Origin of the sequence: Citrobacter sp. wls827, from assembly GCF_005280875.1 — a bacterium.
In the GTDB taxonomy this organism is placed as follows: domain Bacteria; phylum Pseudomonadota; class Gammaproteobacteria; order Enterobacterales; family Enterobacteriaceae; genus Citrobacter; species Citrobacter youngae.
Genome location: NZ_SZWR01000012.1, coordinates 150,901 through 175,433, shown reverse-complemented (window position 1 = coordinate 175,433; position 24,533 = coordinate 150,901). Strand labels below are relative to the sequence as shown.

At 47.5% G+C, this 24,533-nt stretch carries 19 protein-coding genes and 1 tRNA gene; 8 read left to right on the top strand and 12 right to left on the bottom strand.

All coding sequences use genetic code 11. From position 1 onward, the window contains the following. Nucleotides 1–28: 28 nt before the first annotated feature. Nucleotides 29–1,213, bottom strand: coding sequence for a mannonate dehydratase (gene uxuA / locus FDX03_RS07705; RefSeq protein WP_003837169.1), 1,185 nt, complete (start codon nt 1,211–1,213; stop codon nt 29–31). Between the two features lie 259 nt (nt 1,214–1,472). Here uxuA and gntP point away from each other — a divergent pair, with 259 nt between their 5' ends. Further along, nucleotides 1,473–2,816 carry a gluconate permease GntP gene (gene gntP / locus FDX03_RS07700; RefSeq protein ID WP_003033260.1) on the top strand — a complete coding sequence of 448 codons (1,344 nt, stop codon included), beginning with the start codon at nt 1,473–1,475 and terminating at the stop codon, nt 2,814–2,816. A gap of 49 nt (nt 2,817–2,865) precedes the next feature. Here gntP and FDX03_RS07695 read toward each other — a convergent pair whose 3' ends face one another. From FDX03_RS07695 to FDX03_RS07685, 3 genes are read right to left on the bottom strand one after another with little or no spacing between them, the layout of a single operon-like run. Further along, the gene (locus tag FDX03_RS07695) at nt 2,866–3,561 is read right to left on the bottom strand and encodes a lactate utilization protein C (RefSeq protein WP_137345738.1); all 696 of its coding nucleotides are present in this window, start codon (nt 3,559–3,561) and stop codon (nt 2,866–2,868) included. After that, a complete protein-coding gene (locus FDX03_RS07690) occupies nt 3,554–4,981 on the bottom strand; it encodes a LutB/LldF family L-lactate oxidation iron-sulfur protein (RefSeq protein ID WP_061067150.1) in 1,428 nt (475 codons plus the stop codon). The genes FDX03_RS07695 and FDX03_RS07690 overlap by 8 nt, the downstream gene beginning before the upstream one ends. Nucleotides 4,982–4,991: 10 nt before the next feature. Then, the gene (locus FDX03_RS07685; protein ID WP_005134137.1) at nt 4,992–5,711 is read right to left on the bottom strand and encodes a (Fe-S)-binding protein; all 720 of its coding nucleotides are present in this window, start codon (nt 5,709–5,711) and stop codon (nt 4,992–4,994) included. A 556-nt stretch (nt 5,712–6,267) separates the two neighbouring features. Between FDX03_RS07685 and FDX03_RS07680 the strand changes: the two genes are divergently transcribed. After that, complete coding sequence (locus FDX03_RS07680; RefSeq protein ID WP_137345737.1) at nt 6,268–7,821, top strand: L-lactate permease; 1,554 nt, start codon at nt 6,268–6,270, stop codon at nt 7,819–7,821. A 463-nt stretch (nt 7,822–8,284) separates the two neighbouring features. Here FDX03_RS07680 and pdxY read toward each other — a convergent pair whose 3' ends face one another. The 3 genes from pdxY to FDX03_RS07665 form a co-directional block, all read right to left on the bottom strand. After that, complete coding sequence (gene pdxY / locus FDX03_RS07675; RefSeq protein WP_137345736.1) at nt 8,285–9,142, bottom strand: pyridoxal kinase PdxY; 858 nt, start codon at nt 9,140–9,142, stop codon at nt 8,285–8,287. Between the two features lie 11 nt (nt 9,143–9,153). Then, on the bottom strand, nt 9,154–10,419 hold the full coding sequence (locus FDX03_RS07670; protein WP_003837156.1) for an aromatic amino acid transporter: 1,266 nt from the start codon (nt 10,417–10,419) through the stop codon (nt 9,154–9,156). A 189-nt stretch (nt 10,420–10,608) separates the two neighbouring features. Further along, complete coding sequence (locus FDX03_RS07665; protein WP_003837154.1) at nt 10,609–11,979, bottom strand: tyrosine phenol-lyase; 1,371 nt, start codon at nt 11,977–11,979, stop codon at nt 10,609–10,611. A 779-nt stretch (nt 11,980–12,758) separates the two neighbouring features. Here FDX03_RS07665 and symE point away from each other — a divergent pair. Then, the gene (gene symE, locus FDX03_RS07660) at nt 12,759–13,121 is read left to right on the top strand and encodes an endoribonuclease SymE (protein ID WP_137345735.1); all 363 of its coding nucleotides are present in this window, start codon (nt 12,759–12,761) and stop codon (nt 13,119–13,121) included. Between the two features lie 107 nt (nt 13,122–13,228). Here symE and pyrD read toward each other — a convergent pair whose 3' ends face one another. The 3 genes from pyrD to dcm form a co-directional block, all read right to left on the bottom strand. Then, nucleotides 13,229–14,239 (bottom strand): quinone-dependent dihydroorotate dehydrogenase, encoded by a 1,011-nt coding sequence (gene pyrD, locus FDX03_RS07655; RefSeq protein ID WP_137345734.1) that lies wholly within the window; start codon nt 14,237–14,239, stop codon nt 13,229–13,231. 203 nt (nt 14,240–14,442) lie between these two features. Continuing rightward, nucleotides 14,443–15,438 (bottom strand): hypothetical protein, encoded by a 996-nt coding sequence (locus FDX03_RS07650; RefSeq protein ID WP_080625780.1) that lies wholly within the window; start codon nt 15,436–15,438, stop codon nt 14,443–14,445. 134 nt (nt 15,439–15,572) lie between these two features. After that, entirely contained in the window at nt 15,573–16,889 is a 1,317-nt protein-coding gene (gene dcm / locus FDX03_RS07645; RefSeq protein ID WP_137345733.1) for a DNA (cytosine-5-)-methyltransferase, read from the bottom strand. A gap of 84 nt (nt 16,890–16,973) precedes the next feature. Here dcm and FDX03_RS07640 point away from each other — a divergent pair, with 84 nt between their 5' ends. The 3 genes from FDX03_RS07640 to FDX03_RS07630 all read left to right on the top strand — a co-directional run bounded on the left by FDX03_RS07640 (nt 16,974) and on the right by FDX03_RS07630 (nt 20,588). Beyond that, nucleotides 16,974–18,482 carry an AAA family ATPase gene (locus FDX03_RS07640; protein WP_249357014.1) on the top strand — a complete coding sequence of 503 codons (1,509 nt, stop codon included), beginning with the start codon at nt 16,974–16,976 and terminating at the stop codon, nt 18,480–18,482. 2 nt (nt 18,483–18,484) lie between these two features. Then, a complete protein-coding gene (locus FDX03_RS07635) occupies nt 18,485–19,732 on the top strand; it encodes an LlaJI family restriction endonuclease (RefSeq protein ID WP_137345732.1) in 1,248 nt (415 codons plus the stop codon). Nucleotides 19,733–20,198: 466 nt separating this feature from the next. Then, a complete protein-coding gene (locus FDX03_RS07630) occupies nt 20,199–20,588 on the top strand; it encodes a hypothetical protein (protein WP_080625784.1) in 390 nt (129 codons plus the stop codon). A gap of 950 nt (nt 20,589–21,538) precedes the next feature. On the opposite strand, the gene FDX03_RS07625 is transcribed toward FDX03_RS07630, so the two are convergent. After that, nucleotides 21,539–21,623: transfer RNA gene (locus tag FDX03_RS07625), tRNA-Leu, on the bottom strand. Nucleotides 21,624–21,853: 230 nt separating this feature from the next. On the opposite strand from FDX03_RS07625, the gene FDX03_RS07620 reads away from it, so the two are divergent. Continuing rightward, nucleotides 21,854–22,873: an NAD(P)-dependent alcohol dehydrogenase gene (locus FDX03_RS07620; protein WP_137345731.1), complete on the top strand. Its 1,020-nt coding sequence runs from the start codon at nt 21,854–21,856 to the stop codon at nt 22,871–22,873. Nucleotides 22,874–22,903: 30 nt separating this feature from the next. On the opposite strand, the gene idnK is transcribed toward FDX03_RS07620, so the two are convergent. Next, a complete protein-coding gene (idnK, locus tag FDX03_RS07615) occupies nt 22,904–23,425 on the bottom strand; it encodes a gluconokinase (RefSeq protein WP_048212820.1) in 522 nt (173 codons plus the stop codon). A 217-nt stretch (nt 23,426–23,642) separates the two neighbouring features. Between idnK and idnD the strand changes: the two genes are divergently transcribed. After that, a partial coding sequence (gene idnD / locus FDX03_RS07610) for an L-idonate 5-dehydrogenase (RefSeq protein WP_249357013.1) occupies nt 23,643–24,533 on the top strand: 891 nt, incomplete at its 3' end.

The window sequence follows — 24,533 nt, the reverse complement described above, 5'->3', positions numbered from 1 at the left end:
CGGCCAGACTGGTGGCCGGCAACTCACTTTAGCGGCTGAAGAAAGCGCGCTGGATAGCCATCTCAACGCCGCGCACTTCCGCCAGCCCTTTCAGGCGACCAATCGCGGAGTAGCCTGGGTTGGTTTTCTTTTTCAGATCGTCCAGCATCTGGTGGCCATGGTCCGGACGCATGGGGATCAGATCCTCTTTGCCCTCGGCTTTACGGCGTTGTTCTTCTTCAACGATCGCTTTCACCACTTCGTACATGTCGACATCGCCATTCAGATGCGCCGCCTCATGGAAGGTTTTCGGGTTATCTTCACGCAGCGTGGAGCGCAGATGGGTGAAGTAAATGCGTGGGCCAAACTGTTTGATCATGTCGACCAGATCGTTGTCCGCCCGCACGCCATAGGAGCCGGTGCACATGGTGAAACCGTTCGCCATGCTGTTGACCGTATCGACCATCCACTGCATATCTTCCACGGTGGAAACAATGCGCGGCAGGCCAAGGATCGGGCGCGGCGGATCGTCCGGGTGTACCGCCATGCGTACGCCAGCTTCTTCCGCCACTGGAATAATCGCCTTCAGGAAGACGGCGAAATTCTCACGCAGCGCGGCTTTATCGATATCTTTATAGCGCGCCAGATGTTGGCGGAACTGGTCGAGCGTGTAGCCTTCTTCCGCACCCGGCAGACCGGCGATGATGTTGCGGGTCAGACGCGCTTTGTCTTCATCGCTCATGGTGGCGAAGCGTTCATTTGCCTGAGCAATCTCTTCGGCGGTGTAATCCGCTTCCGCGCCCGGACGCTGGAGGATATGCAGCTCAAAGGCGGCAAATTCAATCTGGTCAAAACGCAGCGCTTTGGAGCCATCCGGCAGGACGTATTCCAGGTCGGTACGGGTCCAGTCGAGAACCGGCATGAAGTTGTAGCACACTGTGCGAATGCCGCACTGAGCCAGGTTACGCAGGCTTTGCTGGTAGTTGGCGATCCACTGCAGATAGTTACCGGAACGGGTTTTAATGTCTTCGTGGATCGGTACGCTTTCGACGACCGACCAGACCAGGCCCGCCTGCTCAATAATGGCTTTGCGTTTTAGGATCTCATCAACTGTCCACACTTCCCCGTTCGGGATATGGTGCAAAGCGGTGACAACGCCTGTGGCACCCGCCTGACGTACATCCGCTAAGGTGACCGGATCGTTAGGACCATACCAGCGCCATGTCTGTTCCATGTTTCATTCCTCGTTACGTTATGGACTCGACGATATGGCACATAAATTCCTCCTTTTGGTATGACATGTCAACCTTAAGCTCAAAATTGGTTAACCAAATCACAATTCATGCTGATGATACCGCCATTTTACGGCCATGCAGCCCAGTAAGAATGTAAACATGTAACGCAATGTGACATTCATCGCATCAATGGTTAACCAATATATGTAACATCTCAACCAAAATCATAATAGTTCAACCAATAAAGGTAGACGTTATATGCACGTTCTCAATATTCTGTGGGTCGTATTCGGCATCGGTCTGATGCTGGTGCTCAATCTAAGATTCAAAATAAACTCGATGGTCGCCCTGCTGCTGGCGGCGCTCTCGGTCGGTATGCTGGCGGGTATGGATTTAATGGAGCTGCTGCACACCATGAAATCCGGTTTTGGCAGCACGCTGGGTGAACTGGCGATTATCGTGGTATTCGGGGCGGTCATCGGTAAGCTGATGGTTGATTCCGGGGCGGCGCATCAGATTGCCCATACGCTGCTGGCGCGCCTCGGCCTGCGCTACGTGCAGCTGTCGGTGATCATTATTGGTCTGATCTTCGGCCTGGCGATGTTCTATGAAGTGGCATTTATTATGCTGGCGCCGCTGGTGATCGTCATTGCCGCAGAGGCGAAGATCCCGTTCCTCAAGCTGGCGATCCCCGCCGTTGCCGCCGCCACCACCGCTCACTCGCTGTTCCCACCACAGCCGGGCCCGGTTGCGCTGGTTAACGCCTACGGCGCGGACATGGGCATGGTCTACATCTACGGTATTCTGGTGACCATTCCGAGCGTGATCTGCGCCGGGCTTATCCTGCCGAAGTTCCTCGGCAACCTCGATCGCCCAACGCCGTCATTCATGAAAGCCGACGTACCGGTTGACCAGAACAATCTGCCCTCCTTCGGCGTGTCTATTCTGGTGCCGCTGATCCCGGCAATTATCATGATCTCCACCACCATCGCCAACATCTGGCTGGTGAAAGGGACGCAGGCGTGGGAAGTGGTCAACTTCTTAGGCTCATCACCGATTGCAATGTTTATCGCTATGGTTGTCGCCTTCGTGCTGTTTGGTACCGCGCGTGGTCACGACATGCAGTGGGTGATGAATGCCTTTGAAAACGCGGTGAAAAGCATCGCCATGGTGATCCTGATTATCGGCGCTGGCGGCGTACTGAAGCAGACCATTATTGATACCGGCATTGGCGATACCATCGGCATGCTGATGTCGCACGGCAATATCTCTCCGTACATCATGGCGTGGTTGATAACCGTGCTGATTCGTCTGGCAACCGGACAAGGCGTAGTCTCAGCCATGACGGCGGCAGGGATTATCAGCGCCGCCATCCTCGACCCGGCAACCGGTCAACTGGTTGGCGTCGATCCGGCGTTACTGGTGCTGGCAACGGCAGCAGGCTCCAACACCCTGACCCATATCAACGATGCCTCGTTCTGGCTGTTCAAAGGCTACTTTGACCTGTCGGTGAAGGATACGCTGAAAACCTGGGGTCTGCTGGAGCTGGTGAACTCCGTGGTTGGCCTGATTATCGTATTGATCATCAGCATGATTGCATAACGTCGATACCGCTCTGGCCCGCAGCGCCAGAGCGGTTTTCCATCCTGCCTCAACAATCCTCAATAATCAGATACACCGCCTTCACCGGGCCATGCACCCCAACCACCTTGATAAGCTCAATATCCGCCGTCGAACTGGGTCCACTGATGATGTTAATGCACGATGGCATACGCTCGCCGGCCTGCGCCTTCTGATGCAGTTTTTCTGCCAGTTGCGCCACGCGCGGCAGGATAGCGCTTTTGCGTAGCACGAAAATTGAGGACTCCGGCAGCAGGCTAATTGAACGCCCACGCTCTGGTGCGGAAAACAGCACCACGCCGCCGGACTCGGTCAGGCCATACTCAGCATACACCACGCCCACTTTCGCCTTTTCGGCCTGGGTAATATTTTCGCTGCCACGCGCCGGATCCCAGACCACGGCGTTACATTCCTGTTGCAAGCGTTCGGTAATGCCCAGCGCCGCCAGCCGGCTGTCGCCGCTGATGACCACTGGCTGCTGACCCAATTCTTCGCACAGACGGAACGCCGCGTCTGCGGCCTGGTCTTCGCGAGTCAGCTCACAGCGGGCCAGCATCACTTCACTGGCAAACTGGACAAACGCATCGCAGCGCTGCTGCGGGCTAAGTTCGGTCAGGCGCTCGTTAGCATAGTTGTTAACCGGTGCGGCATCCGCTTGCGGTTCGAAGCGCAGCGGGCGACCCAGCGCCTGGGCAATGGTGTCTAAAAACGCGGTACGGTTATCCATTCTTTTTCTCCTGCGCCTGATGTTTCTTAAACCAGCTGCGGAAGCTCTCGCCGTCGGCATCAGGCAGATCGCGCGCCTCCATCCAGTCACCAATCGCGCCAACCTTGAGCGGGGTTTTGCCACCGTTGATAAACCAGCTCGCCGCATGTGCGCCCGCCATCATCCCGACTTTCCACAGCCCCGGATGGCTATTGGCATATGCGAACATTTTTATCGCTCGCCGCTCGGCTTTCGGGGTAATGCCCTCCTCGGCCATCACCCGACGATGCCGCAGGATCAGTTTTGACAGCGGAATCTTGACCGGACAAACGCTGTCACAGGCCGTGCATAATGAACAGGCGTATGGCAGATCTTTAAAATCTTTATAGCCGCCGAGCAGCGGAGAGATCACCGCGCCGATAGGGCCGGGATAGATAGAACCGTAACCGTGTCCGCCAATGTGGCGGTACGCCGGGCAGGTGTTCATACAAGCCCCGCAGCGGATGCAGCGCAGCACATCGCGAAACTCTGAACCCAGCACTTGCGAGCGCCCGTTATCGACAATAACCAGGTGGAACTCTTCCGGGCCGTCGACGTTATCCGCCTCGCGTGGGCCGGTCAGCCAGGTGTTGTAGCCCGTCAGACGCGCGCCCACGGCGCTGCGCGCCAGCATGGTGATCAGCACATCCACATCGGCAAAGGTCGGCGCGATACGCTCCATGCCCATCACCGCAATGTGCGTTTTCGGCAGCGTAGTGCACATGCGCGCGTTGCCTTCGTTGGTCACCAGGCAAACAGAGCCGGTTTCCGCCACAGCAAAGTTACAGCCGGTAATACCGATTTCGGCACTGAGGAAATCCTCGCGGATCTTCTGGCGAATGAATAAGGTCATCGCCTCTGGCGTTTCCGGGCCGTCATACCCCAGACGCTCATGCAGCACGCGGCGGATCTGGTAGCGATCTTTATGAATAGCCGGGACCACGACGTGCGAAGGCGGATCCTGATCCAACTGCAGGATATATTCGCCGAGATCGGTTTCGATCACCTGAATTCCGGCATCCTGCAGCACATGGTTGACGCCGATCTCTTCGGTCACCATCGACTTGGACTTCACCACCTTCTTCGCATTTTTACTTTGCGCGACCTGCAAAATGTAGCGGGTAGCGTCTTCTTTGGTCTTTGCGAAATAAACGTGGCCGCCGTTTTGCGTCACTTTCTCGGAGAGTTGATACAAGTAAGCGTCGAGGTTGCTCAGAACATGATCGCGGATCTGGCTGGCACGATCGCGCCAGTCTTCCCAGTGACCTAGCTCATCAACCATTTTCTGCCGATTCGCACCAATACGCTCCTGCGCGTTGGCCACGGCTTTGCGCATGATCGGATCTTCGATCTGCTGACGAATGCGCAGTTTAAACTCTACATCGCTGGTTTTTATCGACATCTCTTTCCCCTCAGCGGCTCATCAGCACTTCAGCAATATGCATCACTTTGACCGGCTGGCCTTCACGTTGCAGTCGGCCGCCAATATTCAGCAGGCAGCTGACGTCAGCGCCAATCAAAAACTCCGGCTTCGCATCCATCAGATGTAAGACTTTTTCTTTCACCATCTCACCGGAGATCTCGGCCATCTTGACCGAGAACGTCCCGCCAAAGCCGCAGCAGGTATCCTGATCGGCAAACGTCATCAGCTCCAGCCCGCGCACGTTTTTCAGCAGCGTCAGCGGCTCTTCCTTCACTCCCAGCTTGCGGGTCAGGCTGCAGGAAGGATGATATACCGCGCGGCCCTGCAGGCTGGCGCCGACATCCACCACACCCAGTTTGTTGACGATAAAAGAGGTGAGATCCTGCATACGTCCGGCAACCTTCTCGGCGCGCAGCGCCCATTCAGGCTCATCCGCCAGATACGTCGGGTAGCTTTTTACCGCGTAGGTGCAGGAGCCTGCCGGGGAGATAATTGGATCGTCGTTGTCTTCCAGGGCGGCGATCAGGTTTTTCATCCCGGGGATCGCCTCTTTGATGTAACCGCTGTTGATGGCTGGTTGACCGCAACACCCTTGCTTCTCGGGGAAATTAACGTGACAGCCCAGTTTTTCCAGCAGCAATACGGAGTCTCGTGCCATCCGTGATTTCAGGGCGTCACCAATACAGGTAACAAAGAAATTTACATTCACAATAATTACTCCATTGCTTCATTTCTGTTTATTGCGCTTGATATCGCTATATCACGCCCAGTCTTCTGTTTGCTGGTTTTGCCGATGTCTGGGTTCATGGTGTTTGTTGGATCATGCTCCTGAGATGGTCGATTTCCGCTTCTTATATCAGGACCATCCTAAATGCCTGTATTTTCATTTGTATGACAAAATCAAATAATCCTCCAATCAACTCGTACATGCAATACCCTGGTTTATTTATTTCGGCCTCGCTCACATTTTTATATTGAAAACCACCGCGTTATGAACAGCTTAAAAATAGTTTCAGGTGCTGACTATTCCTGTCACTACCATTAATAAAAAGGTTATTAAATAACTATTTATAGGTACTCAGCCTGCTCTTAAGTATATTTACCTGGCATTGAACTTTAATTAAAAGATTACAATAGTTACAAAACCATTAATCATAATTACTTTATTCACTGAAGCGATTCAGTTTGCATCTTTTATTTACACGGCAATATAGCCTTCCCGCCATAAATATAAATCAGGTTTAATAAACCAATCAGGAATAGCAATGAACGAATACTTTATGTTTGCCCTGGCACTCTCTCCGTTACTACTGATGGTATTTTTAATATTGAAATTGAAAATGCCTATCCATTATTCCGTGCTGATCTCTTTAGTATTCACCGCGGCGCTGTCGGCTGTGTTCTGGGAGATGCCCGTACAGAATCTAAAAGCCGCGATAGGCTATGGCGCACTGAAGGGATTATGGCCGATTGTGATTGTGATCCTCGGCGCCATCTTCAGTTATAACGTTATGCAGGCGACCAAAGCGCTGGATATTCTGCGCGATATTCTCGCCAGCATTAGCGAAGATAAGCGTATTCAGGTGCTGCTGATTTCATGGTGCTTTGGTGGATTTCTTGAAGCCGCGGCGGGTTATGGTACAGCAGTCGCTATTCCGATCGGTATTCTTATCGCACTGGGTTTCAACCCGCTGAAGGCGGCAATAGCCTCTCTGGTGGCAAATACCGTTCCCACCGCATTCGGTGCGGTCGGGATCCCGGTTTCAATTCTGGCGGAACAGGTTAACCTGCCGGTTTATACCTTAGGCGGAACCATTATTCTGCAGCTTGCGCTGTTTAATATCCTGCTGCCATTTGTGATTATCTGCATTATTGGCGGCGGTCTGAGAGCCATTCGCGGCGTATTTTTAATCACGCTGATTTGCGGTATTACCACGCTGGTTCCGCAGTATTTTGTCGCTATTCATCTCGGCGCTGAATTACCCGCCTTTGCCGGTAGCCTGGTCAGTCTGTTTGCCGTGGCGATGGTTAGCCGCCTGCGCAAAGGGAAAACCGATCCCGAGTGGCGAATTGAAGTCAGCCATAACCGCGAAACCACGCCGCGTTCGGCAAAAGTGTTGTTCCGCGTGGGTTCTATCTATCTGTTTATTTTTGTCTTTATCCTGCTGTGTTCGCCGCTGTTCCCGACGATAAAAGGCGCAGCCTCACAACTGGCCTCGGTGCTGCATTTCACGCTTGCCGACGGCAAAACGCTGGCGCTGAAGGTTGAATGGGTAACCACGCCGGGGATGCTGATCATCTTTGCGACTATTATCGGCGGCTTTATTCAGGGGGCGTCCGCGCGCGGGATGCTGGAAGTGTTTATCAAAACCATTTTCCAGCTTAAAAACTCTATCGTCGCAATTATGGCGATCGTCGCGCTGGCCACGGTGATGGATCTCAGCGGGATTATCTCCACGCTGGCCCAGTCGATTGTCGATCTGACCGGCAGCTCATACGTCTTTCTCGCCCCGGTGATTGGCGCACTGGGCACGTTTGTTACCGGCAGCGATACCAACTCGAATATTCTGTTCGGCAAACTGCAAACTATTGCCGCCAGCAAACTGCATATCGACCCCAACTGGCTGGCGGCGGCCAACACCTCTGGCGCAACGGGAGGGAAAATGATTTCGCCGCAGAGTATCGCCATTGCGGTTTCAGCCACAAAAATGGACGGTCAGGCCAACCAGATTATGTCTGGCACCATGAAATACTGCTGTGCCTACATAGTGATCCTCGGCCTGAAAGTCGGTCTCTTTTATTACTGGTTTATGGCGTAAGCCATTGTCAACCCCGTCAAATTCGCGGCAATCGTATTTGACGCAATGGTGAACTAAAAGGTTTACACCGACCCGGAATCGGAACGACGTCACTGGCTTTACGATTTGTCGGCGCTGACTACAATAGCGCCGATGTTTCAAATCGAGGGTTGTTGTTATGTTGTTCTGGAAAAAGATGGTGAAGAAGTTCGACGCCTTTTCCGCGTTGATCCCACCACGCTACTTCCGCGTGTAACGCCAGATGGCGCTTCGCTTATCAGGCCTACGTTTAACGCTCTTTTGTAGGCCGGATAAGGCGCAAGCGCCGCATCCGGCAGCGACCGCAGAGTAAAGCACGTCTCCTTTCACTTACGCAGCCTGCACGCCCTTAACATCCTGACCCACAAACGAAGCCATGCAAAACGGTAGACCAGCGGATGCTGAAACCTCAGCAATGTCAGAAACACAGAGCCCCCTTGCGGCGTCAGATCACCGTTGCCTGATAGCGAACCTGTGGGTCCATAATCTGGTGGCGCGCGTCTATCAGCCGCAGTTCATACGAATCATGCTCTTTCGTCAGCCGCATTACCGCGTCAACAACACTGGTGGTCCGCTCCAGTGCCTGCTTGTCCTCGTAACCATTGAGCAGTGAGGCCAGCATCACGCTGCAAATCAGATCCCCAACGCCCACCGGCATTTTGGCAAAGGTATACAGCGGCCGGGCAATGTGTAACGTCTGTTCCGGCGTCACCAGCAGCATTTCAAACGCCTGTTTGTCCCGCGAACAGTCGCCGAGATGCTTCACCAGCACCTTCTTTACGCCCCACGACACCAGTTGCCGCGCCGCTTCCACCACCTCTTCAAAACTACGCAGTTGTCTGCCCGTCAGCACGCCCAGCTCATAGAGATTCGGTCCCATCATGTCGGCCAGTTGAATGGCGTCATCGACAAAAAATGACTCCACTCCCTGCACGACAATGCAGCCTTTTTGCGGGTCGCCCATTACCGGATCGCAAAAATAGAGCGCCTGCGGATTACGCTGACGAATGGTGATGACCGCGTGCTTCACCTCTTCACAATGGCGTTTATCTCCAAGATACCCGGACAATACGGCATCGCATTGCGCCAGCTTTTGCAGGTCATCCAGCCCGCTGATGATCGCGCTCAGCTCGCCGTGCGGCATCGCCATGCCCTGCCACATCCCATATTGGGTGTGGTTGGAAAACTGTACGGTGTAAAACGGCCAGACATCGATCCCCGAGAGCTGCATCGGCAACACAGCGGCTTTATTTCCGGCATAGCCATAAACAACCGACGACTGAACAGACAACACGTTTTTCATTTTGACTCCGTCTAACGAAACGTTGGCAGCAGACCAAATACGTCCAGAACAACCGTCAGATAGACAACCGCTCCGCAGACAATCACCAGGTTAAGCACGGTGTTATTACAGGGCGCGGTATAACTGGCGGTTGGGAAACGTTTCCGCGCGGCTTTCACCAGGAACGGCGGCAGGATCACGCTCCAGATGGTAAAGGCCAGACCGGCGTAACCAATCGCGTGCACAAAACCATTCGGGAAGAAGAAGCACACGGCAGCCGGGGGGAAGTAGGTCACCAGCGCAGTTTTCAGGCGGCCCATGCCGTCATCCGGGAAGTGAAACAGGTCGGCGATGTAATCGAACAGACCAAGCGTTGCCGCCAGCAGGGAACTGGCTACCGCGAAGTTGCCGAAGAAAGTCAGGATCAGATCCATATAACGGCTGGTGAACAGCCCGCTGATGGCCTCGACAAACACATCGATATTGCCGCCTTTGGCGATAATCGGCGGGAATGAGGAACGGCTGATGTTACCCATCGTCACGCCCAGCCAGAAAATATACAGCAGCAGAGCAAACAGCGTACCGATGATAATCGAACGCGTAATATTCGAGACTCCGCTTGTGCCATACAGTTTGACCAGGCTCGGCACGTTACCGTGAAAACCAAACGAGATGATGCAGAACGGCAGCGTCATCAGGATATACGGCAGATACTGCGAATTGGGCAGCGCAACCGCCACGCTGTCGATGAGTTTTGCCACTTCGATATGGCCAATCAGCCCGGAGAACGTGGCAAAGAACGCCACAAACTTACCGATAATCAGCACGGTAGTGATGCGTCCAACCAGTAGGGAGCTATACCAGGCAATCGCCCCTACCAGCATACTGACGATCACCACCGAGATATTCGCCGGAAAGCGCACGCCGCTGTATTTGAACACAGTTTGTGCCATCACCGCCGACGAACCGGAGATATAGGCATAGGTCAGAATATACAGCACAAAGCCGAAAGCGATACCCACCACGATATTCCACTTCCGGCCTAATAAATCCTGAGTAAAGGTATTAAAACTGGCACCGGCGCCATAATGCAGATTGACTTCAACCAGCATCAGACCGGTTAATAACATCATGATGGCGATAAACAGAAGAATAACAGACGCACCGGGAAACCATACGCCGGCCATCGCAATCGGCAGGGAAAACATCCCACCACCCACTACGGTCGCGATAACCAACATGGTTCCGCTAATCAGTCCGGGGGTACTACTCTGTCGCTCAATGGCATTAATATCCATGATAAATGTTCCTGTAGACTATTCGTTATAATTACAGCTGTCATTTGTACATCATGCGGATAATAAAAATGTCGGAGTCAGGGTTTACTTTTTTTAGTTATGTCACGGTAACGGGCACCGCAAAGGCTTCCTGTTCATGGAAAAGGAATACAAAAAAGCCCCATCACGTGATGGGGCCATAACTATTTTTTAGATGTAATCAAAGCGTGCAGTAAAGAAACGCAACTGCTTCGGCTCGTAAATAAACTTCAGCCCGCGAATATCTTCTTTGTGCTGGTAAAGTTTAATAATACCGTCAGCCACAACATCCATATGTGCGTAGGTATAAACACGACGTGGAATAGTCAGACGCACGGTTTCCAGTTTCGGTCTGTGGTGTTCCCCGGTCACGTTATTACGGCCCGCAGAGATAATTCCGCGCTCCATACTGCGCACGCCGGTTTCCACATAAATGCTCGCCGCCAGACTTTGTGCCGGGAACTCATCTTGCGTCAGATGCTCGCAGAAGCGACGCGCATCGAGGAATACCGCGTGACCGCCTACCGGTTCAACAATCGGTACGCCAGCGGCTTTCAGTTTGTCGCCCAGATAGCGAACCTGCTTCACGCGGTGCTCAATATATTCGTATTGCATGGCTTCGCGCAGGCCAATCGCCATGGCTTCCATATCACGTCCGGCCAGGCCGCCGTAAGATGGCATCCCTTCGTAGACCACGACTAACTCTTTGGCAGAAGAGAACATTTCGTCATCGTTCATGCACAGGAAGCCGCCGATGTTCACCAGACAGTCTTTTTTACCACTCATGGTACAACCGTCGGCGTAGCTGAACATCTCATGCACGATCTCGGCGATGCTCTTGTTCTCAAAGCCCTGCTCTTGCTCTTTGATAAAGTAGGCGTTTTCTACGCAGCGGGTAGCGTCGTAGAACACTTTAATGCCGTGCGCTTCTGTCAGTTCACGCACCGCACGCATGTTCGCCATGGAGACCGGCTGCCCACCCGCGAGGTTAACCGTCACCGCCAGGCAGATATACGCAATATTCTCTGCGCCTTTTTCATCAATCAGCTTTTGTAATTTTTTAAGATCGATATCACCTTTAAACGCAATATTCAGACCGGCATCGTGCGCTTCGTCACGAACGATATCGACAAACACCGCACCATTTTTTTCCTGGTGATAACGGGTGGTGGTGAAATACATATTCCCGGCAACATATTGCCCTGGTTTAATAGCCAGTTGTGATAACAGGTTTTCTGCGCCGCGGCCCTGGTGAGTAGGAACAATATGTTTAAAGCCGAACAGTTCCTGCACGGTTCTTTCCAGATGATAGAAGTTTTCGCTGCCCGCGTACGCTTCATCACCCATCATCATTCCGGCCCACTGCTTGTCGCTCATTGCGTTAGTGCCGCTGTCGGTCAGCAGGTCAATATAAATATCTTTCGAATTTAACAGGAAAGTATTGTAACCCGCTTCCTGCATTTTCTTAAGGCGCTCATCACGCGGGATCATAGATACAGTTTCAACGCTTTTAATACGGAAGGGTTCTGCCGGATAATTCATTTTGTTTCTCCAGTAACAGTGGTCATGTACGTATTAATGTGAAGTAAATCATACCTGGTTCATCAATAAAGTCTGATGAAATATAACTATTCACCTCCTGAGCCAGGGGGAGAAATAATGTGGAGGCACTATGCAAGATTTAATTGATTATGGAAATAGTCCGGTCAACATTAATCACTGGCAATAATTTAAAAAGCTGTAAATGTGAGTGATGTAAATCACACGTCATTTTTTTACCCGTTCATATTCAACAAGTTTTTTTTTGCGTATTGATTTGCCATTCGCGGTAGTGCGCCCACAGAGGGGGGAAATACTGAAAACTTAACTTTCCAGGCTGTGCGCATAATGTATTCGTGAATGAGTACACCCCATTTTGTGAGAGTCGGATCACTTCACGGGCTTATATTTGCGATTTACATCACTAAAAGTGTAAAGCAAAGTGTACAAAACGCTGTGGTTTCAGAGTTTACTATTTGCTTCAGTGAGTGAGATCGCATTTTTGGCCAGATGCCTGACAGGCGTTGTTTTCTGGAAATGGCAGGTATTTGGTGGATTGAATGAGAATGAATTTATACGGTGAATAATACCGGATTTATTGGGATAGAGAGGATTTCTATTTATTCCGAAAGCGTGCTATTCGCGCTTATTTCATCTTATTTACATCTGGACTTCGCCCAGGATACTGGCGTCATTTACAGGGGTTTTATTAGCGCGATGCAAAGGTGTTGGCGCACCAATGCATCGCTGATCGCAGTAACTATTATCGGAGAATAGTCACCATGACTGATACGCATTGTATTGCAGTTTCGTTTGATCCAGAAGTGCACGCCGCAGATAACCGTCGCCTGAAGGTGGGTTATGCGAGCCGTTATCCTGATTACAGCCGTATTCCGGTGAAGTACGTTCAGTTTCCGTCTATCGTGATGAAGGGCCTGTGGCTGAAAGCCGCCGGATTCAACACCGGTACCAACGTTGATGTGCGGGTAATGGAAGGCTGCATCGTGCTTACCGCCCGCGCTGCCGAACCCGAAGAGTCAGAACTGATGAAATCCCTGCGCGCCGTGGAAAAGCTCTCCGTGCGTAAGCAAAAGCAGGTGCTGGAGTTTATCGGGGTAATTGCGGGGAAAGCGTTGAAAGCGTGAGATCTGGCAGCTACTAATACCGCTTCAAGGTAAAACCCGATAACAGCAAGGGAATTTAAATGAACCAGGGCCATAAATAAGGCCCTGGATTGTGATTAAGGTAGCATTCAGATATTGGCGACGATTTCTTTAATCAACGGCGGGCCTTTAAAAATAAAGCCTGAATAAATCTGAACGAGGGTTGCACCGGCAGCTATTTTCTCACACGCGGCAATCACCGAGTCGATACCGCCAACACCAATAATCGGCAGTTGACCTTTTAATTCCTGAGACAGCTGGCGAATAATTTCTGTACTTTTTAATTGCAATGGTCGACCGCTCAGGCCCCCCATTTGATCGCAATTTTTCATTCCCTGAACGAGAGAACGATCGAGAGTAGTGTTAGTTGCAATTACGCCATCAATATTATGACGAACTAAACTGTCAGCAACCTGGATCAGTTCCTCCAGAGAAAGATCCGGCGCGATCTTTACCGCCACCGGAACATATTTATGGTGGATCGCTTGCAGATCATTTTGCTTATTTTTAATTGCCGTCAGGAGATCGTCCAGCGCCTCGCCGTATTGCAGTGTACGTAATCCCGGCGTATTTGGTGAAGAGATATTAATCGCGATATAACCGGCGTAAGCATAGACTTTTTCCATACAAATCAGATAGTCATCTTTGCCTTTCTCTACCGGAGTATCTTTATTCTTACCAATATTAATCCCCAGAATACCGTCAAAATGCGATTTTTTAACGTTCTCAACCAGGTTATCAACCCCCAGGTTATTAAACCCCATGCGGTTGATCAAACCTTCCGCATCGACCAGACGGAACAGACGCGGTTTATCGTTACCCGGCTGAGGCCGCGGCGTCACGGTACCAATCTCAATGGAGCCAAATCCCATCGCGCCGAGTGCGTCAATGCACTCCCCGTCTTTATCCAGTCCGGCAGCAAGCCCGAGTGGATTTTTAAACGTCAGCCCCATACAGGTAACCGGTTTTGCGGGTACTTTCTGGCGGACAAGCGCTTCGAGCGGCGTGCCGGTAATGCGACGTAATTGCTGGAATGTCAATTCATGGGCGCGCTCTGGATCGAGCTGAAAAAGGGCTTTACGAACGAAGGGGTAGTACATGAACTCTCCTGGATTCCCAGTGTGCAAACCGGGGGCGTATTATGTGCGATCGCGAGCAAAAAGGGAATTGACCTGCGGCAATAAATAGCAATCGTTTTCCTGTATACAAATTGGCAGCTAGTGTAGAGGGCGTTTATACCTCGACTGCGAGATTCAGGAAAATGGTACCCGAGGACCTTTTTTTGGCTGTCCATATTCAGCAACTACTCTAGTTTTTCAATATTGAATCCGTCACGACGAACAAAATCAACTAAACGCTCAATATTTCCAAGTCCCCATTGGTTTGAAATGGCCACAAGCTCGCCTGATGGTAACTCAATCATCGCATCATCATTCATATGAAACCTGTTCTTGCGCCCTTCAGGGATATGATCTGCTAATGCTATTGTTCTGCTTTTTAATATTTCACTTAATTTTGATTTCAGCTCACTAAAATCGCTTGGGTTATGCTTCGCGATCCAGTCGGTAAAGAGCTCAAGAGCAAGTTTTCTTTTATTGAAAACCAGTCCCTTATACTTATATTCAGAGTAATCTCGATCTGATTTCTGGCTACTTGCGATTTGCTCTACGCGCTTTTCTCTGAACTTCACCTGATACTCTTCAAGCTCCGGAACAGGGATTATCTGCTCCGCATTGATTAAAACTTCACCGTTGAAGTTATATGGCGTCAAGCGGACACAACGAATATCTACTCCCTTATCTCTCAACCAGATAGCTGTTGTCGTCAATTCTTTACTAAAATCGGCTGAAGCCAGAATAATTCTGATATCTTTGCCAAAATCCACAAGTTCAGTATCTTCCAATTCAACAAAATCAAGTATCTTTGCTTTAGAATCTATATCTAAGTCGTGCTTTTGCAGATAAGCTTGATAATACTCACATGCTTTCGCAAAACTCATTGTAGAAATCATCGCGGCATATCTTAATGCTTGCAATTCCATATGTGCGCCGGCTTCATCACGTTTTAGTTCAATGACAACTAAATTAGCTTGTTTATCAATGGCTAATAGGTCTATTCTTCGTCGACTGTCTTCCCAGTCTGAAAACTCTTCCGATATAACGAGACAGTCTGGTGCGACAATATCGATAGTTTTCTTAATAGCCTCCTGCAAGTCGTAACGTTCTTGCAAGCCTTCAATAGTAAATGTCGTTTTTGTTAATGCAGTAAGGTTTTTATCAGAGATGCAGTACAGTGCCACGTTGAAATCCTTTTATCTATAAAATTTGAATTTTATATTTTTCAGTACATACCTTCTCAACTAATTGATTCGTAAAACACCTTACAATTAATTTTTACGCATAAACAGCAAGGTGTTTTCATTCCTCTACATACTTAACCAACAGTTTTTTTCATTTTTATATTACTAACTCTAACTTTTTCTGCTTCAGATATTGTGCTGACCAGTTCTTTCGCAACAGCATCAATTACATTAATACATACCGAATTGCCAAATTGTTTATAAATCTGACCTTGTGATACAGCATCAACAATATAATTATCAGGAAACCCTTGGAGCCTAGCACACTCACGAGGAGTTAGCTTTCTCGGATTTTTATTAAGATGAGACTGATCAATTAATATTTCCGAACCATCTTTATAGTAACGGGCACTTATTGTATTAGTGTATTCACTATTTTCATTAAAAAGCGAATAACCGAAACCATTTCCTTTCTTTTCATGCTCTAGTTTTCGTTTCTGATGACCGTTCCATAGTTTGTCAGATATAGTATATCTATCATCAAACTCAGAAATATTGCTCAAATCCTCTAAAATATCACCAACTTTTGTTGGTGTCATTGGAGGTTTTGGCCAATTAAAGATATTATCAAAATCAACTCCATCAAAATAATCCTTATCAAAGCCGACAATAAATATACGCTCACGATTTTGTGGTGCACCGAAATCGCCAGCACGAAGTACTTTATAATCAACCCAATAATTGAGCTTCTCCGACAATGCAGTCCTAGCATCTTCGCTGATTGGAATATCATCAGGTATTGAATGGGCGCTTTGTCCTCTGAGAATATCCAGAATTGTCTTTAGCGTTCGGCCTTTGTCATGACCTTGGAGTTGTTTAACATTTTCGAGCATAAATGATTTTGGACGTTTAGTTGCAAGAATTCGTTGAATCTCGAAGAACATAGTCCCGCGAGTATCACTAAATCCTTTTTTAAGTCCTGCTTGGGAAAATGCTTGGCATGGGAAACCACCAAGGAGGATATCGTGATCAGGAATATCCGTTGCTTTAATCTTAGTGATGTCTCCATGCGGCATCTCACCGAAGTTAGTCAGGTATGTCTTCTGCGAGAACTTATCCCATTCAGAAGAAAAGACGCACTGTCCCCCCAACCGCTGGTAAGGTAGTCGAATCCCACCGATACCAGCAAACAGATCAATAAATGTGAATTTTGATTCACATGCTGGTTGTTGCCGGAAAGGGGCATTATGTAAGTATTCCGTCATTTGCTTTTCAACTGCAAGAATAGCCTGCCATTTCGCGGATGAAGGGGTATGTTCTCCTTCTTCCCAACCACGGACAGTCCTTTCGCCAGCAGAACCAAGCCCTAGTAGGTTGGCGAACTCTGTGCGTCCGAGCCCTAATCTTTTTCTCAGTTCTTTGATATGATGCGCTTTATTCTGATTGTTCATGATAGGTCATTTTTATCCGGTTTTTGTCCTGGTAATCGTAACACTGTACAAATGATCAATCAATACAGCTAATGGAGGATGGCTATGTCACAGTCTCAATTGCAGCAATTGTATGACAAAAATGTTCAGTGGAATGCTAGCTCAGTTTTTAATGTAAATTTCCTTGGAACTGGCTCTTTTTTTGAAGTGAGTAATACATCAGGGAAAGTACATGACATCTCTTTCCAATGCATCCTTCAGTCTCTGAAAGACATCCAATCTAGCGATAAAGCTAAGCAATTTATAAATTATACTGTACAAAAATCAACTCCAATAAGAAATGATCTAAACGCAGATCAACAGACATTTGACAGTATTTCCCCTATAGGCCACATTCAATGTACTGAATGGAAATATTTTGAAAAAATGGTTCGAGTGCTAGGCCTAAATGTTTTTACCCATCCTCGAGCCAAAGTTGCGGCACAAGAACAATCCAAACTTTTTTTTAATGTTGTATCCAGATTTATACATATTGCTACTAACAAAATTCCACAAGAGCTTGATGAAAGAACATCGTTCAGTGAACAAGATATCCTCACCACAATAGATTATCTTGAACAAGTAATATCTGATTGTACTATATTCACATTTAGGCCATTAACAAGTACAACCATCACATCTAGCGTAATATCTAAAAGAATAAAGAATACTATTTATCTTGGTGCTCCTGGCACTGGGAAAAGTTATTCAATTGAACAGTTGACTGCTGAATCGCAAAAATTCCGTACAGTATTCCACCCTGACACACAGTATAGTGATTTAGTCGGAAGCTTAAAGCCAAGGATGAGAAGTAATGGTTCATCACAAACTATAAGTTATGAATTCCGTCCAGGAGCTTTCACAAACGCATTTATCCAAGCGAAAAACAATCCAAATCAGAGAGTTTTTTTAATTATTGAGGAAATCAATAGAGCACCTGCGGCAGCAGTATTCGGCGATTTATTTCAGTTGCTCGACCCAGACTGTAACTATGAAATAGATATCGACCCAGATATGTTAGATTACATAAATAATCATCTTACACAAAGCATTGATAAATTATCGTTACCTGTAAATTTAACTATCTTGGCAACTATGAATAGCAGCGATCAAGGAGTTAATTTCTTAGATACTGCATTTAAACGTCGCTGGGCTATTCGATATATCCCGATTGACTATTCAAAAGCTACCCCAGGGGTACTTTACCTTCCTTTACAGGGCGATATTTATCAGGTCGAATGGAGTGATTTTTCAAAAATAATCAATGAAAGGCTAACAGTGTTGGGTATCCCCGAAGATCGTCTGCTTGGTCATCGCTTTTTATCATTGGGAGACCTTAGCGATTCAAGCTCTGCAAATGATTCACTTCGTTACAAACTCTTCGTCTATCTATGGGATGATATTTTACGGCACGGTAAAAGGTCTAGTATCTTCGCAACAGAAGTTGGAGGTATTAGCATCGTAAGTTTCGGGCAACTGGTTACCGCATTCTCGGAGGGTAAATCTGTTTTCGAAAGTAGCCTAGAGGAAGCTCTTATATCTGTTGGCGCTATTCAACCAAAAGAGGTCGAATAATAATGGATATAGTTCTAAATGAGGATAAGTGTATAGTTAATAGTTTACCTAAACATGTCCGTAAAATATTAGATTCAGAAAAACTAATTTACAAGGATCAAGACAGACTAGATTTTTGTGGCATTGTATTACAAAAAAACAGAGTCGATATATTTTTACCAAGAAATAGCGGGACTATAAGAGATAAGGAACCACTAAAACTCGGCGCATCTCTTATCCGCGCAATCTATAAATATACCTTAGATAGGAATCGTACCTCATTTTCAGATGGCACCTCTGAAAACGTTGTAGGGGATTCATTAATCAGTTTAGCATTTACACTCCTCGATGACTATATCAAGAATGGTATTTATATAAGAAGGGAATCATCTATCAAAAAAAACATAGGAAAAACAGATTGGAAGCGAACTATTCTTAGAATTCAAAATTATCCTGCTTCAAACTCTTTTATATATTTGGATACTCTTGGTAGAAAAAGAACTACCCATTATAATGATGAAGTATCTCGTATTCACGCCGAAGTCATTCGTGAGTTAAATGATCTCGTTGGGTGGATTTTCTTCGACACAACTTCAACTATCCCCTCTGAACTTGTCGATATACCCCAACCCACTGGAGATATCAAAACAAAATTACAAACATTAGAAAAAGAAATGGGATTAATCTATGCAGATAAAGATCTAAAACTCATAAAAGATTTATCAATGTATTTATCAAATAAGAATAAATCTTCGAAAAATAATATTGTTATTGGTATAAATAAATTTCACGCAATGTGGGAACATATGATTGATTCCTGTATGCTTTGGAAATTTGATATCAATCGTAGGTTGGCTAAGCCTAGTTATAGAATTGATGGTGAATTCAAAATTGCACTCCAAAAAGGAGGTCGTACTGACACTGTATTAAGGAGTTTTGATGAAAATGTATTCGCCATTATTGATGCAAAATACTATGGCGCAAATAGTGTAGCAAACCTGCCTGGATGGCCGGACCTCATCAAACAGTTTTTTTACGCCTCGGCATTAAAAGATATCTACCCAGAAGCTACAATCTATAACTATTTCATATTTCCAGGAACATCTGGGAACGTAGAATCAGCACATATTGAAAATCCAATCTCAAGAGAGCGACAGGATATTCAGTATCCCCCCATCAAATGTGAATACCTCAATCCAATGATGCTCGTTGAATTCTATGTGTCTGGGAAAAAGCTTGTAGATCTATCTGAAAGACTTCTTCATATTTAATAGTTTAACTATAAAACAAACCTATGTAACATAACAAAGAATCTATTTGAATTAAGCTAAAAGAATATTATAGAGCATGGTGGATTTTATTTATATACATCTCTCTACTGAAGTTAATCCAAAGAAATCTTTTAATTACTGTATTTATTATAATTTCCCCTGCTCAACAATCAAATAAAATTAATAAAAAACAACAGTTCATATTATTTATATCGCCTTTTTTTTGATTAAAAAACATACGTACATTGATCCAAGTCATAATTTTAAGTAACTGGAAACCTGATCTGCATAAGGTATATAATTCAAGTTTATCATATAGTTACCATCAATATTCCTAAATACATCATTACCAACTTGACTCGACTACTTAGTAGTTTAGTATATAATTGCTTTTTATTATTTCATTCAAATATTTTTAAATTTATCATTCATCCTAAAATAATTTTTTATTAATAAGAGGTTGATAATGGCCACATCCCCGATTTACCTTAAGCAATCATGTATTAAAACTTTAACCGCAGTTGAAGCCAATCGAGATGCCTCAAATCAACATGAATTTAACGGAGTTTCTCAACTAAAACAGATATTTGGCATCACTAGATTCACCAAAGAAGCACTATTCTCTATTAGAGGAACGGATACATTCTGCAAGGATGCTATCACTTGGTATGATGCTAGAGAGAATTCTCCTGACAGAAGCGAATTTCGTCTTTATTTTCGAGATAATTATGTTATGGAACAGGCTTGTGAAGGTGATAATATCATCGTAGGTATTGATAAAGGTAACCAAATTCATATTATCTTAATCAAACAAAATAATGTTGAGTATCAAGGGACGATATCTAACTGGAGTTAATTTTTGTTGCCCATTTAACTTACAAATAAGACTTTAACAAAATTATAAATTCATGCCCCAGAGTCAATCTCTTGGGGTATTATTTATTATATAACTCTGAAATTTTTAATAGATGCAGATTTATTAATACAAGGTTCTAACAAGTTTACATCAACGCTCTTGATATACCGACAAATACTGGCCTAGATATCCTCTTTGAGTACAGTTGAGCGCATTAATGTCAAATGTACAAGTTCATACGGTTCATATCCGCTGCGTTAATTACAGAATACTGAAATCGAAGTTCTGGAACTTAGAACCCGTGACAAAATGAACATCGCAAGCATGAGAAAGTGATGTTGAAAATGCTGCCCGCGTAGCTTGCTCACACATACACACCACCATGCTAAAAGCACGTCAAAAAATGTTTAGGTTAGCTATCGTATTGCATGAAACACTAGCACGTAGACATCTTGAGCTATTTGATGAGATAGCCTATAAGGCCGCCATGATCACGTTAATTATCGATGAGCTCCCCAGAGCTTATCAGTCCAAAACGTTGGGTACAAATGAGTTTCACAACTGTAGAAAACTACCGGATAGAATCCCCTGCGCCTGACCTTAGAGTTCTACTTCTAGGCTTTATCCTGTATCAGTTCATTTCCAATTTCTTATTGAAAAAAAAAATCGTTACAGACTTAAATGAGTTGAATTTATCTATCAACGGTTCAAATGTATCTAGATTATCCGTGTTGTTTCAACCGACTGGGGTTAATCAGCAAATGCATAACTTACTAATCGTCAGTTTCAAAAATTTGTCGGAAGCCGACGATACCATTCGTTGGTATATTTGGTATATATATAGACGGAAAAGAAGACGTTGACAGACTAAGCCAAGCAGAAGATATGCTCACATTCCGTTTTTATGGACAAAACTAGAAATTAGTAAACTTTAAAATAAAAGCTTTATATGGTGCCGAAGGCCGGACTCGAACCGGCACGTATTTCTACGGTTGATTTTGAATCAACTGCGTCTACCGATTTCGCCACTCCGGCACGGAAGGGATGCGGAAAACGTTGTGGATTATACCTGTCGTGCGCCACCATGCAAGCGCCAGCGTGTGTCTGGCGCGCTAAGTGTTGAAAATTTCAGCATTACCTTACACGCCTGCAATCACCATCACAGTTTATCTCCCGCAACAACCACCCTAATCCCCCCTTCTGCGAAGCGTCCCGTTTCCCCATGCTCTACACTTCCAGTTCAACACCACACTGAGGGAAACACGATGTCGATGATAAAAAGCTACGCCGCCAAAGAAGCAGGCAGCGAACTCGAACTCTATGAATATGATGCGGGCGAGCTCAAGCCGGAAGATGTCGAAGTCCAGGTCGATTACTGCGGTATCTGCCATTCCGATTTGTCGATGATCGACAACGAATGGGGATTCTCTCAGTATCCGCTGGTTGCCGGGCATGAAGTGATTGGTCGCGTGGGAGCGCTCGGCAGCGCGGCGCAGGATAAGGGTCTGAAGGTTGGTCAGCGCGTCGGTATTGGCTGGACGGCGCGCAGCTGCGGACATTGTGACGCCTGTATCAGCGGTAATCAGATTAACTGCCTGGAAAGGTCCGTTCCTACTATTCTCAATCGCGGCGGCTTTGCCGAGAAGCTGCGAGCCGACTGGCAGTGGGTGATCCCGCTACCGGAGAGCATTGATCTGGCGGCGGCTGGCCCCTTGCTGTGCGGCGGTATCACCGTGTTCAAACCGCTGCTGATGCACCATATCACCGCCACCAGCCGCGTCGGGGTGATCGGTATCGGCGGCCTGGGGCATATCGCCATTAAGCTGTTACACGCGATGGGCTGCGAAGTGACCGCATTCAGCTCCAATCCGGCGAAAGAGCAGGAAGTGCTGGCGATGGGGGCGGATAAGGTGGTCAACAGCCGCGATCCGGATGCGCTAAAAGCGCTGGCGGGCCAGTTCGATCTCATTATTAACACGGTTAACGTCGATCTCGACTGGCAGCCCTATTTTGAAGCGCTGGCCTACGGCGGAAACTTCCATACCGTCGGCGCGGTGCTGAAGCCGCTGCCGGTGCCGGCATTTACCTTAATTGCTGGGGATCGCAGCATCTCCGGTTCGGCGACCGGGACGCCATTCGAGCTGCGCAAGCTGATGAAGTTTGCCGGGCGCAGCAAGGTGTCGCCTACCACCGAGCTGTACCCGATGTCGCAAATTAACGAAGCAATCCAGCACGTGCGTGACGGCAAGGCCCGCTACCGCGTGGTGCTGAAAGCCGACTTCTGATGCCGGGCTCAGTCCCGCAAGGGGCTGGGCTTATTGCCCGTTACGAAACGCGAGCACCGCCTGGCGGCACTGTTCCGTCACATGTTCAATGTCATGGTTCACGTCGATGCGGGCAATATCTTTCTCATCGTCCTGCGGGCACTCCAGCGCGTCGAACTGGCTTTTGAGTAATCCCACTGGCATAAAATGCCCTGCCCGACGCTGCATGCGCGCCAGAATAGTCTCGTAGTCGCCGTCCAGCCACAGAAAATGCACATTCGGGCTGCCCTGACGCAATATATCGCGGTACTGTTTTTTTAATGACGAGCAGACAATAAACCCGGTCTCGTTCTTTTTATATAAACTGTATGAGGCGTCATTTAATCGCGCTAGCCACGGCAGTCGGTCTTCATCGGTTAATGGAATACCGTCAGACATTTTATCAATATTTTTAGCAGGATGGAGATCGTCGCCATCAATGAATTTAGCCGATAACATTGCGGCAATTTTGCTGCCAATTAAAGATTTACCGCTTCCCGAAACGCCCATCAAAATATAACTTTCCCCGGCCATTGAAAAAACTCCAGATTCATATTCCATGGCGCGATACTACGCCTTCCACATTGCAGAATTCACCTTTTTTCGCCGCGACTGAGCAGATTTACAGGGCGCATCACGTTATGCGTAACATTGTAGTGTAACAATTTCTCAGCGTGATCTGCGTCACAAATAATAACAATTAAAACCGTTTAAATGCTGCCGAGGTTACTACCTGACCAGTGAGGCATTTATGCAAGTCAAAACCCAATCCTGCGTTGTCGCGGGTAAGAAAACTGTTGCCATTACCGACCAAAATATAGAATGGAATAATAAAGGAACGCTGGTACAAATTACCCGCGGGGGAATTTGTGGTTCCGATTTACATTATTATCAGGAAGGCAAAGTTGGTAATTTTACCGTTAAAGCGCCGATGATTTTAGGCCATGAAGTTATTGGTAAAGTAGTGCACAGCGATTCAACAGAATTACATGAAGGTCAGTCGGTGGCGATTAATCCGTCGAAGCCCTGCGGTCACTGCAAATACTGTCTGCAGCATGAAGAAAACCAGTGTACGGAAATGCGTTTTTTTGGCAGCGCCATGTATTTTCCCCACGTCGACGGCGGCTTTACTCAGTTTAAAACCGTCGATACTGCGCAGTGCATCCCCTACCCTCAAGAGGCCGATGAAAAAGTCATGGCCTTTGCCGAACCGTTGGCGGTCGCGATCCACGCCGCGCATGAAGCGGGCGACCTGCAGGGCAAGCGCGTGTTTATCTCCGGCGTTGGGCCTATCGGCTGCCTCATCGTCAGCGCGGTAAAAACGCTCGGCGCGGCAGAAATCGTCTGTGCGGATATCAGTTCACGTTCGCTCTCTCTGGCGCAACAAATGGGAGCCGACACGCTGATTAACCCGCAGCAGGACTCGCTCGATGAGTGGAAAAAAGAGAAAGGCTACTTCGACGTCAGCTTCGAAGTCTCCGGCCATCCGTCCTCAATCACCACCTGTCTGGAAGTGACCCGCGCGAAAGGCGTGATGGTGCAGGTCGGCATGGGCGGCGCGGTGCCGGACTTCCCAATGATGATGCTGATCGGCAAAGAGATCGCGCTCAAAGGCTCGTTCCGCTTTACCACCGAGTTCAAC

Bases quoted from the DNA above. Each gene is read 5' to 3' on its own strand.
- symE (WP_137345735.1), top strand. From the start codon at position 12,759: ATGACTGATACGCATTGTATTGCAGTTTCGTTTGATCCAGAAGTGCAC.
- FDX03_RS07695 (WP_137345738.1), bottom strand. From the start codon at position 3,561: ATGGATAACCGTACCGCGTTTTTAGACACCATTGCCCAGGCGCTGGGT.
- gntP (WP_003033260.1), top strand. From the start codon at position 1,473: ATGCACGTTCTCAATATTCTGTGGGTCGTATTCGGCATCGGTCTGATG.
- FDX03_RS07635 (WP_137345732.1), top strand. From the start codon at position 18,485: ATGGATATAGTTCTAAATGAGGATAAGTGTATAGTTAATAGTTTACCT.
- dcm (WP_137345733.1), bottom strand. From the start codon at position 16,889: ATGAACAATCAGAATAAAGCGCATCATATCAAAGAACTGAGAAAAAGA.
- idnK (WP_048212820.1), bottom strand. From the start codon at position 23,425: ATGGCCGGGGAAAGTTATATTTTGATGGGCGTTTCGGGAAGCGGTAAA.
- uxuA (WP_003837169.1), bottom strand. From the start codon at position 1,213: ATGGAACAGACATGGCGCTGGTATGGTCCTAACGATCCGGTCACCTTA.
- FDX03_RS07690 (WP_061067150.1), bottom strand. From the start codon at position 4,981: ATGTCGATAAAAACCAGCGATGTAGAGTTTAAACTGCGCATTCGTCAG.
- FDX03_RS07630 (WP_080625784.1), top strand. From the start codon at position 20,199: ATGGCCACATCCCCGATTTACCTTAAGCAATCATGTATTAAAACTTTA.
- FDX03_RS07670 (WP_003837156.1), bottom strand. From the start codon at position 10,419: ATGGATATTAATGCCATTGAGCGACAGAGTAGTACCCCCGGACTGATT.
- FDX03_RS07680 (WP_137345737.1), top strand. From the start codon at position 6,268: ATGAACGAATACTTTATGTTTGCCCTGGCACTCTCTCCGTTACTACTG.
- FDX03_RS07620 (WP_137345731.1), top strand. From the start codon at position 21,854: ATGTCGATGATAAAAAGCTACGCCGCCAAAGAAGCAGGCAGCGAACTC.
- FDX03_RS07640 (WP_249357014.1), top strand. From the start codon at position 16,974: ATGTCACAGTCTCAATTGCAGCAATTGTATGACAAAAATGTTCAGTGG.
- FDX03_RS07665 (WP_003837154.1), bottom strand. From the start codon at position 11,979: ATGAATTATCCGGCAGAACCCTTCCGTATTAAAAGCGTTGAAACTGTA.
- pdxY (WP_137345736.1), bottom strand. From the start codon at position 9,142: ATGAAAAACGTGTTGTCTGTTCAGTCGTCGGTTGTTTATGGCTATGCC.
- pyrD (WP_137345734.1), bottom strand. From the start codon at position 14,239: ATGTACTACCCCTTCGTTCGTAAAGCCCTTTTTCAGCTCGATCCAGAG.